General features: G+C 36.4%; 14 protein-coding genes. 8 read left to right on the forward strand and 6 right to left on the reverse strand.

Going from position 1 to position 13,944, the window contains the following annotated elements; all coding sequences use genetic code 11:
- The first annotated feature begins 85 nt into the window (after nucleotides 1-85).
- The gene (locus tag KYG33_RS07555; RefSeq protein WP_047388112.1) at nucleotides 86-379 is read left to right on the forward strand and encodes a hypothetical protein; all 294 of its coding nucleotides are present in this window, start codon (nucleotides 86-88) and stop codon (nucleotides 377-379) included.
- 131 nt (nucleotides 380-510) lie between these two features.
- Entirely contained in the window at nucleotides 511-1,320 is an 810-nt protein-coding gene (locus KYG33_RS07560) for a hypothetical protein (protein WP_219072985.1), read from the forward strand.
- A 67-nt stretch (nucleotides 1,321-1,387) separates the two neighbouring features.
- Here KYG33_RS07560 and KYG33_RS07565 read toward each other — a convergent pair whose 3' ends face one another.
- The 6 genes from KYG33_RS07565 to queA form a co-directional block, all read right to left on the reverse strand.
- Nucleotides 1,388-2,365, reverse strand: coding sequence for a polyprenyl synthetase family protein (locus KYG33_RS07565; RefSeq protein ID WP_077418598.1), 978 nt, complete (start codon nucleotides 2,363-2,365; stop codon nucleotides 1,388-1,390).
- 72 nt (nucleotides 2,366-2,437) lie between these two features.
- Nucleotides 2,438-3,346: a hypothetical protein gene (locus KYG33_RS07570; RefSeq protein WP_077418597.1), complete on the reverse strand. Its 909-nt coding sequence runs from the start codon at nucleotides 3,344-3,346 to the stop codon at nucleotides 2,438-2,440.
- 281 nt (nucleotides 3,347-3,627) lie between these two features.
- Nucleotides 3,628-4,578: a sterol desaturase family protein gene (locus KYG33_RS07575; protein WP_077418596.1), complete on the reverse strand. Its 951-nt coding sequence runs from the start codon at nucleotides 4,576-4,578 to the stop codon at nucleotides 3,628-3,630.
- A 72-nt stretch (nucleotides 4,579-4,650) separates the two neighbouring features.
- Nucleotides 4,651-5,685, reverse strand: coding sequence for a 23S rRNA (adenine(2503)-C(2))-methyltransferase RlmN (gene rlmN / locus KYG33_RS07580; RefSeq protein ID WP_047388102.1), 1,035 nt, complete (start codon nucleotides 5,683-5,685; stop codon nucleotides 4,651-4,653).
- 34 nt (nucleotides 5,686-5,719) lie between these two features.
- Nucleotides 5,720-6,067: a four helix bundle protein gene (locus tag KYG33_RS07585; protein WP_219072986.1), complete on the reverse strand. Its 348-nt coding sequence runs from the start codon at nucleotides 6,065-6,067 to the stop codon at nucleotides 5,720-5,722.
- Between the two features lie 40 nt (nucleotides 6,068-6,107).
- Nucleotides 6,108-7,157 (reverse strand): tRNA preQ1(34) S-adenosylmethionine ribosyltransferase-isomerase QueA, encoded by a 1,050-nt coding sequence (gene queA, locus KYG33_RS07590; protein ID WP_047388096.1) that lies wholly within the window; start codon nucleotides 7,155-7,157, stop codon nucleotides 6,108-6,110.
- Nucleotides 7,158-7,311: 154 nt separating this feature from the next.
- Here queA and KYG33_RS07595 point away from each other — a divergent pair, with 154 nt between their 5' ends.
- The 6 genes from KYG33_RS07595 to KYG33_RS07620 all read left to right on the forward strand — a co-directional run bounded on the left by KYG33_RS07595 (nucleotide 7,312) and on the right by KYG33_RS07620 (nucleotide 13,802).
- On the forward strand, nucleotides 7,312-8,037 hold the full coding sequence (locus tag KYG33_RS07595; RefSeq protein ID WP_219072987.1) for a hypothetical protein: 726 nt from the start codon (nucleotides 7,312-7,314) through the stop codon (nucleotides 8,035-8,037).
- A gap of 25 nt (nucleotides 8,038-8,062) precedes the next feature.
- Entirely contained in the window at nucleotides 8,063-8,755 is a 693-nt protein-coding gene (locus tag KYG33_RS07600; RefSeq protein ID WP_045499102.1) for an AIM24 family protein, read from the forward strand.
- 55 nt (nucleotides 8,756-8,810) lie between these two features.
- The gene (locus KYG33_RS07605) at nucleotides 8,811-10,346 is read left to right on the forward strand and encodes a hypothetical protein (RefSeq protein WP_219072988.1); all 1,536 of its coding nucleotides are present in this window, start codon (nucleotides 8,811-8,813) and stop codon (nucleotides 10,344-10,346) included.
- Between the two features lie 132 nt (nucleotides 10,347-10,478).
- The gene (locus tag KYG33_RS07610) at nucleotides 10,479-11,876 is read left to right on the forward strand and encodes a Gfo/Idh/MocA family protein (RefSeq protein WP_077418592.1); all 1,398 of its coding nucleotides are present in this window, start codon (nucleotides 10,479-10,481) and stop codon (nucleotides 11,874-11,876) included.
- Entirely contained in the window at nucleotides 11,866-12,780 is a 915-nt protein-coding gene (locus KYG33_RS07615) for a sugar phosphate nucleotidyltransferase (RefSeq protein ID WP_077418591.1), read from the forward strand. Before KYG33_RS07610 ends, KYG33_RS07615 begins: the two co-directional genes overlap by 11 nt.
- Nucleotides 12,771-13,802, forward strand: a complete 1,032-nt coding sequence (locus tag KYG33_RS07620; protein ID WP_077418590.1) for a phosphotransferase enzyme family protein — start codon at nucleotides 12,771-12,773, stop codon at nucleotides 13,800-13,802. The genes KYG33_RS07615 and KYG33_RS07620 overlap by 10 nt, the downstream gene beginning before the upstream one ends.
- The last annotated feature ends 142 nt before the right edge of the window (nucleotides 13,803-13,944 follow it).

Consider the following 13,944-nt stretch of genomic DNA (forward strand, 5'->3'; position numbering starts at 1 on the left):
TAAATTAATTTTAATTTTTAATAATCTTTTTTAAAAATTTGATAATAAAAAAAATTGTGCTTTATTTTGAAAAAAATTGTAAAAGATGGAAAAAAAATCACCTCACATTTTGAATGCGTCAAGCAATCTTTTAGGATTTTCATTGATTATCATGACGTCTCTAAAAATCGCTAAAATCAGTCAGAATACATATTTGGATGAATTTGCAGGTCTTGCCAGTATTTTTTTTGCATGCAGCTGCTTCTTCTCATTTCTGGCTATCAGAACGAAAACTGAAAAACGGGAATACACCTTTGAGAGTATTGCGGATTATTTATTTTTAATCGCTTTATTTTGTATAGTTCTAGCAGTTATTATTGTAAGCCTAAAAATAATCTAATTCAAAAAACACCAAATCAATTGTCATTTTTGAACTATAAGCTATAGATATTTATCGAAAACCATTTATTTTCGTTTTTCTGGTATATTATTTGAAATTCACGTTAGTAATTATTTTTAAAACACGATAAGATGACAAAAAAATTACTGACCGTAGTTAAGGTCTTCGCCTTTTCTACACTTTACTTCGCACAGGTAGGAATAAACACCTCGAATCCTCAAACAACCTTTCATATTGACGGAGCTAAAGACAATTCGACATCAGGAGTTCCTACAGCAGTACAACAATCTAATGATTTTGCAGTGACCAATACAGCCCAAGTTGGTATAGGTACAATTACTCCAACAGAAAAGCTGGATGTAAGTTCAGGAAATGTACGTGTCCGAAATATTAATTCCAATATTGGAGTTGGAGGAACAGACAGAGTCGTTGTTGCTGATGCCACTGGTGTCTTGAAAACTATTGACTTTACAGCCTACTCATTATTTCATGCACGTTTGGCTGCAGATCAAAATATTGGCAGCGCAGCTTCAATCGTGACACTAATGTTTGCCAGCCCGGTTGCTACTTCCCCATTTTATTCTTACAACACCTCTTCGGGGGTTCTGACTTTTAGTCAGGCCGGTAATTATCTGGTGACTTTGCAGGCAAGTTTCACAAATATTTCTTCAGGAGCGCAATTACTTTTGGGTATCAGACCTGTTCCGGACAGTAACTACCTGGGAAGAGGAAGCCATTATGCAGGAGCCGCAACTCCCACCCTGACTGCTTCCACAAGAATTGGTGAACTAATGAATTATACAACTGTAATTGTAGTGCCTACAGCTGGTTATCAGATTCGTTTTACAGCAGCTCCCAATCAGGCATGCACTATTTTATCAACAGAGATGGGGCCTACAGGAAATGGAAATGTGACCAATGTAACGGTACAGAAAATATAATTAGGGAAACATAAAAAGGCTTCGGCGCACCTGTGGTGCGCCGAAGCCTTTTTATATATCAGTATTTTTAAAACTTTCTTTCAATTACATAATCTAACATACTATGTAACGATTTTCTTGCTTCAGAATCAGGAAACTCATTGAGGAGATCTTTTGCTTTCTGCTGAAAGTCTTTCATTACCTTAATGGCATATTCCAATCCTCCGGAGTTCTTAACGAATTCTATAAGCTCTTTTACACGTTTCGGGTTGTTATTATAACGTTTAATAGTATCGAAATAATACTTTCTATCCTTCTCATCAGCTATTTTCAGGGTATGAATTAAAGGCAGGGTCATTTTCTGTTCTTTAATGTCAATTCCTACAGGCTTACCAATCACGTTTGAACTTAAATAATCGAAAAGGTCATCTTTGATCTGAAATGCCATTCCTGTAAAGGTTCCAAAGTCCATCATCTTCTTAGCCAAAGCTTCGTCTGCATTATTGGAAAGAACTCCTATTTCACAGCAAGCAGCAATCAGAGTCGCTGTTTTCTGGCGGATAATTTCATAATAAACATCTTCAGTAATATCCAGTTTTCTCGCTTTTTCCAGCTGAAGAAGCTCTCCTTCTGACATTTCCCGGATTGTTCTGGAAATTACACCAAGCAAGTCATAATCTTTATGATCTGTAGATAATAGTACGGATTTTGACAAAAGATAATCACCTACCAAAACCGCAATTTTATTCTTCCACAAAGCATTGATTGAAAAGAAATTACGACGTTTAAAACTTTCATCCACTACATCATCATGTACAAGAGTAGCCGTATGAATCAGCTCGATCATAGACGCACCACGATACGTTTTTTCAGTCACTTCACCCACCAGTTTGGCACAGAGAAATACAAACATTGGACGCATCTGTTTTCCTTTGGTGGTAACAATAAAACGGGTTACTTTATCTAATAAAGCTACTTTACTCTGCATTGATTCATAAAACTTCTGTTCAAAAAGTTTCATTTCATCATTGATCGGTCGTTTAATCTCTTCTACTGTATTTGCCACAATCTGCGAATGCTGGGTGAATAATTATTAATTCTCACAAAGATAATTTTTTTCGCTCAATTTTAAGACAAATTAATCTTTGAGTTGATCTTTCGGGATAAAATAAAAAGAGGGTTTTGCAGTTCCCAATGGAGATTTAAATTTTTCTCCGGAAATATAGATTCCTGTTTCATCTACGCTTATTCCTTCAATCTGAGCTAATGAAAGAGCTGTTCCTAAATAATAATGCTTTGGTTTTTCTTTGAAAAATACTCCGGGCTCTGTTTCAGTAAAGATATCTAAAAAGACTTCCGTTTTCTTGGTATATCCCACTAAATAAAGCTTTTTATCAAAATAACAAGCATCTGTAACAACAAAACCTGTTTTATAGGTTTCTATTTTTTCTGCCTTTTGCCGTTCTGAAATCTCTGGATCTACAATATAATGAGAGGTTGCTTTTGCAGCCCATTCTTTAGTAAAGATATGCAGCTTTCCATTCAAATAGATCATGGCTTCCGCATCAAAATCATTTCTGGTATTTTTGGAAATAAATTCGGTTTGTTCAGGATAATAAAAAAGAATTCTAGATCCGTCTAAAGCTCTTTCTGAACCGGGAATTTTAATATTAATAGACGTATCAAGACGTTCGTAAGGAACTTTATAAATCATCAGATCTTTCCTTGTTCCCGTATTATTTCCAAAATCTCCGATATAAAAGTTTTCACCGTCGTTTGCCAAAGCTTCCCAGTCAGTATTAATTAAATTGGTTTTAAGTGTTCGGATAATTTCGCCATTATTTTTATCAATCTCAAAAAGCTCAGCTGGATTTCCGCTATCATTGAAGGTATATAATTTCCCGTTCAAAATATCCAGCCCTGAAGTTTCATCAATCTTCTCATTCAGATAATTAACTCTGTATTTTTTTATTTTCAGAAAATCGGTCTGCTGGGAAAATGCAGATTGAGTAATGATAAGGGCAACAATCAGAAAGAATTTTTTCATAGGACAAAAATAAGGTTTTATTGCAAGTTGAGGGGTTGGGATCTATACGAACATAGATTCTTACGGAATGGACAAACTAAGCGTTTTATTTCTCCACACACCTTGTCATTCCACAGGAATCTGAATATTTTATATAGTCCTTTGAAAAATTCTTGATTTTGTATTGGAGAGTTTAAGAGATTTATTATTTTGTTTATTCACCTTTCTCTCATCTCAAAATAGAAAAACGGGCTGAAATAGCCCGCTTTTCCCTTAGATTTCTATTGATTTTAAAAACAAGTTTAAGCAGTTTTCTGCTCTTCCTGAGTTTGCTGTTGTTCTTTCTTTTTTGCCTGTTTTGCAAAATATTCTTTCTGGTATTGTCTTACCGTTTTTCCGGTTCCGTCATGTCTCCACCCCGGTGAATTGAAAATATAATTGATTCTGTCTGTGAATTTTAATCCTGGCTGTTTGAGATCTTTCCAGATTTTTCTCCATTCATAAAAAAGGACTGTATCTGGTCTGTTATCCGGCATTTTGGGATAAATCCCATACTTTACAGGAATATTAGGATCTTCTTTTTGAAAGGTTCCAAATATTTTATCCCAGATGATCAGGCACATTCCCATGTTCTTATCCAGATATTTTACATTACATGCATGATGAACACGATGGTGGGAAGGAGTGACAAGAATATATTCTAAAAATCCCATACGCTTCACAGTCTGTGTATGAACCCACGTTCCATATACCTGACCAATGGCATAAGCCACCATAATATGCCACGGATTAAATCCTAAAAATGCAAGTGGTGAAAAATATAAATATCTGTAAAGCGGCTGTAGTACAGGGCTTCTGAATCCTGTTGTAAGGTTAAAATATTCTGAACTGTGGTGCGTGATATGAACTGCCCAGAATGCTCTGGAACGATGGTCAACATAATGCAGTACATAATAGGCAAAATCTGTGATTATAAAACAAGCCAGCAGATACCATACACTAAGGTCCCATGAAAAAAGTCTGTGATTGTAGAAGAAAAACATAACGCCCATGGCAAATGCTTTCATGATAAGGTCCAGACCAAAGTTCATCAATGCCAGATAAACATTGGTAGCAAGATCTTTCCCGCTATATAGCTTAGCTTCTGAAACATGGCTGTAAATCATTTCAGCTAAAATAACGGTTGCATGCAACGGGATAGCCCATGCATACACATTTTCCAGCCCATCCTCGCTCATAAGAAAATCCATCATCACAAAATAATTTGTGCAAAGGTAGGGCTTTAACCTTTTTTTAAGAAAGTTTTGATTTTTTTTAAGGAAATTTTAATCTGTTGCTTTGTTGGCCAATTGCCCGCAGGCAGCATCAATATCACCTCCACGGCTTCTTCTGACCATTACAGTAACCCCTGCATTTTCAAGCTGACGGATATAGTTTTCTTCCGCCTGTTTGTTACATTGATCATATTTTCCGTCACCAATCGGGTTGTATTGAATAAGATTTACTTTTGAAGGAACCTGTTTGCAGTATTTGATTAAAGCTTTAATATCTTCATCTCCGTCATTGATTCCTTTCCATACACAGTATTCAAAAGTAATGACAGAACCTGTCTTTTGATACCAGTACTGAAGAGATTCCATTATATCAGTCAACGGAAATTTATCTGAGAAAGGCATGATCTCGTTACGCTTAGATTCGATAGCTGAGTGAAGGGATAAAGCCAATTTCACACGCAGTTCATCATCTGCCAGCATTTTGATCATCTTTGGAATACCGGATGTAGAAACGGTAATTCTTCTTGGAGACATTCCCAATCCTTCCGGCTGGGTAATTTTCCTGATGGCTTCAACGACGTTTTTGTAATTCATCATCGGCTCTCCCATTCCCATAAATACGATATTGGAAAGTGGTCTTTCGAAGTACATTCTACTCTGGCTGTCAATCAGGGCTACCTGATCTACAATTTCAGCTACTTCAAGGTTTCTCATCCTTTTCAGTTTTGCTGTAGCACAGAATTCGCAGTTTAATGAGCATCCTACCTGGGAAGATACACAGGCTGTAGTTCTTGTTTCTGTAGGAATAAGAACAGATTCCACCATCAGCCCGTCATGAAGTTTCACTCCGTTTTTGATGGTTCCGTCAGTACTTTTTTGAAGAAGATCTACGGAAACAGGATTAATGGTGTATTCTTCGGAAATTTTTTCACGAAGTGATTTCGAAAGATTCGTCATTTCATCTATCGAATGGAGATTTTTACTCCATAGCCAGTCATAGACCTGTTTCGCACGAAACGGTTTTTCTCCTAAAGACTCAAAGTAATCTTTAAGCTGGTCCAGTGATAATATACGGATATCTTTCATAATATTAAAGAGCCAAGTTAAAAGTAAAAAGTTTTTAAAGTTTAGTATTGTTAACTATTGCAGCCAAAATGTTTTTCAATTCGTTACTCTCATTCAATAAAGCTTTAAATTCTTCAGAATCATAACCATCTAATTCTTCTAAAACCCGAAGCCAGAAATTACTTTCTCTTGCTTCTCTTAAAGCAATTTTCACTTTATTTTTAAAGTCAGCTTTAGAAGATCCAGCTTGGGATTCTTCATAATTAGCACCTATTGAAGTAGCTGATTTTCCAAGTTGAAATCTTATTAATTTACTTTCAGAATCATTTGGAAGTGTTCTTAAAAATTTAAGACAATTAACTCCAAATGTAAAAGTTCTTATAAGTAAATCATTTTGTCTCATTTACACTTGTATTACTTTTAACTTGGCTCTTTTTACTTTTTTATAGAATTAACATTGCGTCACCGTAAGAATAGAATTTATACTTTTCTCTTACAGCTTCTTCATAAGCCTGCATTACGAAATCTTTTCCAGCAAAGGCAGCAATCATCATAAGCAGTGTAGACTTCGGTGTGTGGAAGTTTGTGATCATTGAAGTAGCTACTCCGAAATCGTGAGGCGGATAAATGAATTTATTTGTCCATCCGTTGAAAGCAGAGATCTTTTTGTTTGAAGAAACAGAAGTTTCCAATGCTCTCATTGTTGTAGTACCTACCGCACAAACTCTTCTGTGAGATTCTACAGCTCTGTTGATAAGGTCAGCATTTTTTTCATCGATGATGATCTCTTCAGATTCCATTTTGTGCTTAGAAAGATCTTCTACCTCAATCGGGTTGAATGTTCCCAATCCTACGTGAAGTGTTACTTCAGCAAAATTGATTCCTTTGATCTCTAATCTCTTCATCAAATGCTTGGAGAAGTGAAGACCTGCTGTAGGTGCAGCAACAGCTCCTTCTATTTTAGCATAGATAGTCTGGTATCTTTCTGCATCTTCCGGCTCTACTGCTCTTTTGATATACTTTGGAAGTGGAGTTTCTCCCAATTCTTTTAATTTCGTTCTGAATTCGTCGTAAGAACCGTCGAATAAGAATCTTAATGTTCTTCCTCTTGAAGTGGTGTTATCAATAACTTCTGCTACCAAAGATTCATCTTCAGTGAAGAATAATTTGTTACCAATTCTGATTTTTCTTGCCGGATCTACCAAAACATCCCAAACTCTGGTTTCTTTATCAAGTTCTCTTAATAAGAAAACTTCAATTTTAGCACCTGTTTTTTCTTTATTTCCGTAAAGACGAGCAGGGAAAACCTTAGTATTATTGAAGATAAACAAATCATCCTCATCAAAATAATCCACTACATCCTTGAATAATTTGTGCTCGATAGTTTGTGTTTTTCTATCAAGTACCATTAATCTAGCTTCGTCTCTGTGCTCTGATGGGTGTTCTGCTAATAATTCCGCAGGAAGATCAAAATTAAAATCTGATGTTTTCATTTTTTAAATTACGGTTTAAAAATTATTGTAATTACAAGGTGTAATTTTCGGAGTGCAAATATACGACATTGAATACCCCTTTGTCAAGTATTATTTACAATGAAATATAAAACCGTGATTTTACGGGGATTTTTAAGCTTAAAAAGTTCTATTTTTGGGAAAATTAAAATTCAGTATGGAGTCAGTAAGCAAAATATACTTCCTTAATAATCCGTATCCTAACGGACATAAGATCGTCACATTCAACTGGAGTGGACGAATTGATGAGTATGGTTTTATCTGGTTTGATTTTCATTTAAAAACTGAAGACTATTATGCCAATGATGATCATGACAGCGAAGAAGAAGACGAAGATTTATCGGACTGGGACTCTAAAGGCGTATGGGGAAACTACCATACCTGTACTCTATCGTCAACGTATTGGGGGGAACAAAGAGGAATCAGAATAAACAATCCGGATGAAAAACTGGACTTTGATGCTGTTGTTAAAAAAGATCTTTTCAGTAACGATCTTCCGTCTGAACAACATTTTGACGATGAGGATCTGGCCTTCAATATTTATCTGCTTGGCCATGACAGCTGTGCAGGTCATGAAATCCGGTTTTCAGAAACAGACAACAATCAATATGATATTACATGGACCGGCAAGATAGCATTAACCTACGCGGGTGATGATGAGTTTTCCCATGAGTTCAAAGCAGAGATTTTCAATGCTGAATTTGAAGGATTCCATTATCCTAAAACCTGGTCGGTAGAAAAAGCTGCTGAGGTATTCAAAGCAAAACTTGCCAACTTTGAAGCCTATGAATTTGTGGATCTGAATCCTAAAAGTAATAAGAGAGAATATAAATTAAACAAAATCAAATCGATAACCGCATAAAATAACCAATCAAAAAATTATCATTATGAGTAAATATTCAATTGAAGCCTTTATCAACGAAACAAAAGAAAATCCGCAGCAAAGAGATTATTTTGAGCTGGAAACCAAACATCTTCTGGAAATCAACCTAAATAATCAGGCGGTATGGACTAAAAAAGGAAGCATGGTAAGCTATGTGGGAAATATCAATTTTGAAAGACAGGGAATGCTGGCCGGAGGAATTGGAAACCTTCTAAAAAAAGCAATCAGTGGTGAAGGAAGTAAGCTTATGAAAGCGGAAGGAACCGGAAAATTGTATGTAGCAGATTCCGGGAAAAAAGTACGTATCCTTTATCTGAATAATGAATCAGTATGTGTGAACGGAAATGATGTTCTTGCCCATGAGCAAAGTGTAAACAGTGATATTACTATGCTTAAGAGTATTGCAGGAATGATGTCCGGAGGACTTTTCCAGGTGAAACTTTCAGGAACGGGACATATTGCGATTACAACTCACGGAGATCCATTGACTTTACTGGTAACTCCTGATACGCCTGTATTTACAGATCCTAATGCCACTGTTGCATGGTCCGGAAATCTGAGCCCGGAACTGAAAACAAATGTTTCTTTCAAAAGCCTTATTGGCAGAGGAAGTGGTGAAGAGTTTCAGATGAAGTTCTCAGGCCACGGATGGGTATTGATCCAGCCTTACGAAGAAGTTTATTATATGGAAAAATAAAGTCAGCAAACCTTAGAGGTAATTTTGTATTTTCGTAGTACTTAAAGCAATAGCAATGAATAGTATTATAAAGCTATTTTTTCTGATCGTTATAATTCCTAATATCATTATAGCCCAAAAAACAAAGAATAATTACGAATACAATATAGACCTTCTTCATATGTCCAACGATGAAGTCCGGGTATCTTTTTCGCCCCCAAAGAATGATCTTAAACAGGGCAAGTTTATTATTCCCAAACTGGTACCCGGATTTTATCAGGCTATGAATTTCGGACAATATGTTTCTAATTTCACAGCCACCGATAAAAACGGAAAAAAAATTCTGACCGAACGTCTGGATAAAAACAGCTGGCTGGTACATGATCTGAATCGTGTAAAGAAAATATCCTATCAGGTAGCGGATGGATGGGACTCTTTGGAGAAGGAATCCAATGAGGCAAGATCTGCCGGAAGTATGTTTATAAAAGACAGTGTTTCAGTCATCAATTATAATTCTTTAGTGGGATATTTTGAAGAAATGAAAGATATTCCTTACCAAATTACCATTACAAAAAACAAGGATTTTTATGCTTCCTCTGCTTTAGATTATCAACAGAAAAATAAAAACACGGATGTAGTTTGGGCAAAAGATTACCGGGAACTGGTAGATTCTCCTGTTCTATATTCCGTTCCAGACACAACGTGGCTCAAGATAGGTCATACTAAAGTGCTTGTATCATTTTATAATAAAAAGGAAAGACATTATTCCAAAACAATAGCTCATGAAATAGAGAACATTCTGAAAAATCAGCAGGCTTATCTGGGAGGCACATTACCGGTAAAGAAATATGCATTTCTAATTTATTATGAATCTTCAAATGAGAATGGATTTTTGGGAGATGGTCTGGAACACTCCCACTCTACAGTTTGCCTGTACAGATCCGGAAGTATGAAATTTCTTCCGAATGCTTTAAACAGAGTGGCTTCTCATGAGTTTTTCCATGTTGTTACTCCTCTCAACATTCATTCAGGAGAAATTCAGCATTATGATTTCCTGAATCCTGTCATGTCTAAACATCTGTGGCTGTATGAAGGAATGACCGAATATGCTACGATTCATATGCCTATCAAACAAAAAATGATCAGCCTGGAAGATTTTGAAAAGAGTTTGGAAGAAAAGATACATGGTATGAAAGAGTTTGACAACACATTATCTTTTACGGAAATGAGTAAAAATTCTATGGAAAGACAAGATCAGTATATGAACTTTTATATGAAAGGAGCATTACTCGGACTGTGTTTAGATATAAGGCTAAGGGAACTTTCTGATGGAAAAAAGGGAACTCAGAACCTGATGCAGATGCTTATGAAAAAATATGGAGAAGGTAAATATTTCAATGATGATGATCTGTTTGATGAAATTACAAAAATGACTTATCCTGAAATACGCACATTTTTCAGCAACTTTATAGAAGGCACCCAACCTATTCCTTTGAAAGAATATCTGGAAAAAGCAGGTTTCAACTATGATGAAATTACCGGAAAGGTAACTTCTCTACCCAATCCCGATTCAAAACAAATAGCTTTAAGAAAAGCATGGATTAATCAATAAATCTCCGGGATATTCACCATATGCTTTAAACTCTTAAATTTTTCGACACTCAAACTAATGACCTCTTCAACTCCCTACTATCACAACGTCGGGATTTACAAAAGTTTTTAATATATTTAAGAAAAAAAATAGATGGACAATAGCAATTCGCGCAGGAACTTTCTTAAGACAGCAGCTTTGGCAAGCTTTGGGGCATTGGTTTTACCCAATTCATTATTTGCCTATTCCAATGATTTTAAAACAGATAAAAAAGTCCGTGTCGGTTTCATCGGTGTCGGTCTTCGTGGGCAGGAACATGTAAAATTACTGGCAAAGCGTAATGACGTAGAGATTGTTGCGTTTGCAGATCCAGAGAAAAGAATGCTTGCCGCGTCTCAAAAAATCTTAAAAGACAATAATAAGCCGGCTGCTCAGGAGTTTTCCAACGGTGAATATGACTATCGAAATCTTTTAAAATCAAAAGCAATAGACGCTGTTGTCATTGCTACTCCATGGGAATGGCATCTTACCCAAGGGGTAGAAGCTATGCGCGCTAAAAAAATTGTGGGTATGGAAGTTTCCGGAGCGATAAAGCTTCAGGACTGCTGGGAGTTTGTAAAGGTATATGAGGAAACCAAAGTTCCTATCTTTATGATGGAAAATGTATGCTACCGAAGAGATATTATGGCCATTCTGAATATGGTTCGTAAAGGAATGTTCGGAGAATTGGTACATGGAAGAGGCGGTTATCAGCACGATTTGAGAGGTGTACTTTTCAATGACGGCGTTACTCCTTACAATTCTGGTGCAGAATTCGGAGAGAAAGGATTCAGTGAAGCAAAATGGAGAACTGAACATTATGTAAAGCGTAACGGAGAACTTTATCCTACACATGGATTAGGCCCGGTAGCAATGATGATGGACATCAACAGAGGAAACCGATTAACGAGGCTGTCTTCATTCTCATCAAAATCTGTAGGGCTTCATAAATATATTGTTGAACATCCAAAAGGAGGAGAAAACCATCCTAGTGCCCAAGTGAAATTCAATCAGGGAGACGTGGTAACAACACAAATTGCCTGTGCTAATGGAGAAACCATTCTTCTGACTCATGATACAAGTTTACAGAGACCTTATGATCTGGGCTTCCGGGTTCAGGGAACTGAAGGATTGTGGCAGGATTTCGGATGGGGAGACTTCAACCAGGGTCATATTTATTTTGAAAAAACGATGAACCATACCCACCGTTGGGATAATACTGAAAAATGGATGCAAGAACACGATCATCCGATGTGGAAGAAGTTTGAAAACACTGCAGCAGGAGCCGGTCATGGCGGAATGGATTTCTTTGTGATGAATACTTTTATTGAATGTATTAAAAGAAATATAGAATTCCCGATGGATGTGTATGATCTTGCGTTGTGGTATTCGATTACGCCATTGAGTGAAGAGTCTATTGCCAAAGGCGGTCAGGTGATTGATATTCCTGATTTTACCAATGGAAAATGGAAAACCCGTAAACCTGTATTTGGAATGACCGATGAGTTCTAAGAAAACATTACTCATATTAGCAGGTGGATTAGGAAGCAGATATAAAGGATTAAAGCAGGTAGACGGAATACTCAATAACGGTTCGCCAATTCTGGAGTATTCTATCTTTGACGCTCTGGAAGCCGGTTTCCAAAAAGTAGTTATTATTGTCAATAAACTGATTCCTCAAAGTTATATTGAGAGACTCAATACCATTTCAAAGGCTAAAAACTTTGAACTTCACTGGGTATATCAGGAAATAGACAGTATTCCTATTTCGCTGGAAGGTTTTGATTATCCTGATCGTGAAAAACCATGGGGAACTGCTCATGCTGTACTTTGTGCAAAATATTCTATACAGGAACCGTTTGTGATGATCAACGCGGATGACTTTTACGGAAAAGAAGCGTATCAATTGGCTGCACATGAAATCAACCATCATCATATTTCAGATTCACAATTGGGTATGATTGCTTATCCTGTAGGCACAACATTGAGCGGTAATGGAGCTGTAGCCAGAGGAATATGTACACTGGATCCGGAAAATTATCTGATTAAGGTTGAAGAGCAGACTTCCATTCAAAAAATAAATAACTCCATCGTTTATATTAAAAATGGAGAAAATGTAAAATTAGATTCTGATACTTTGGTATCCATGAACTTTTTTATATTCCATCCTCATATTTTCTGTTATCTGGAAGCTTATTTTTATGATTTTATCGAATCTGATCCGCTGCCTACACAGGAATTTTATATTCCTACAGCCGTACAGAGAATGATAGATGAAAACAGAGTACAGGTAAAGGTAAAAGCATCTCCGTCTCAATGGATGGGTGTCACTTATGCCGATGATAAAAAGGAAATTATAGATTTTCTGACTTCAGAGATTAAAAACAACAGATACCCGGAAGATTTATGGAGTTAAATGATATTATTAATGAGTTTATCGGTACAGATAATTACGAACTCACTTCTATTACTGACGGATTGATCAATACAACCTATCTTTTGGAAGATAAAGATCAGAGGAAAAAGTTTATTCTGCAGAAAATCAACAATCATGTTTTCAGGCAGCCGGAAGTCATCGTTAATAATCATTTAATGGTTAATGAAATTCTTAGAGCACATGATTATCAGTTTCAAATTATTGAACCTATCCCCTCTCTAAACAACAGGCTTTTGGTAGAAGATGCCGATGGTCAGCCCTGGCGTATGCTAAGTTTCGTAGAAAATAGTATGACCTTTCTTTCCGCCCCATCTTTACAGGTGGCTTTTGAAGCGGCTAAAACCTTCAGTTATTTCCTTACCACCATCAATACCGAAAAACTGCCTGCCATAGAAGATTCTCTTCCGAATTTCCTTAACTTTGAGAAAAGGGTTGCAGATTATAAAAATTCATTAAAGAATGCAGCTCCTTATTTAAAAGAAAATGCAAAGGCTGAAATAGAAATCACCAATAAGTTATTGTCTTTGCCTGATCAATGGATCGAAATGGAGAAAAACAATCGGATTCCCAAAAGAATCATCCATGCAGATGTAAAAATCAGCAATATTCTTTTTGATCAGAATCATAGCCCGCTGGCTGTGATTGATCTGGATACTATGATGATTTCTACTATTTTATATGATTTTGGAACGATGATCCAGTCTTATACCAATACAACCCATGAAGATGATGGCAGTGCCAAAAACAATTTCAACCCTGAAATGTATAAGGCTGTAAAAGAAGGGTTTTTATTTTATCTAAAGGAAAAACTGACCCCGGAAGAGTCTGGCAATCTTGATTATGCTGCACAAGTCGCCATTTATATCCAGGAACTTCGTTTTTTAACGGATTACCTGAACGGAAGCACTTACTATTCTATCACACATCCTGAGCACAATCTGGATAGAACAAAAAACCAGCTGGAGCTTTTGAAAGGACTGAGAGAATATTTGGGAGTTTGAGTGTCGGAGAGTTTGAGAATAATAGAGTAAAACAGATTCCTACGAAATGATAAAGATACGGATAGATAAAGCGTTCTGTTTGTCATTCCGTAGGAATCCAAGCCAGCTCTCTAAATCTAATCCCAAAATTAATCTCAAAAAC

Source organism: Chryseobacterium sp. D764 (assembly GCF_019317325.1).
Classification (GTDB): Bacteria; Bacteroidota; Bacteroidia; order Flavobacteriales; family Weeksellaceae; genus Chryseobacterium.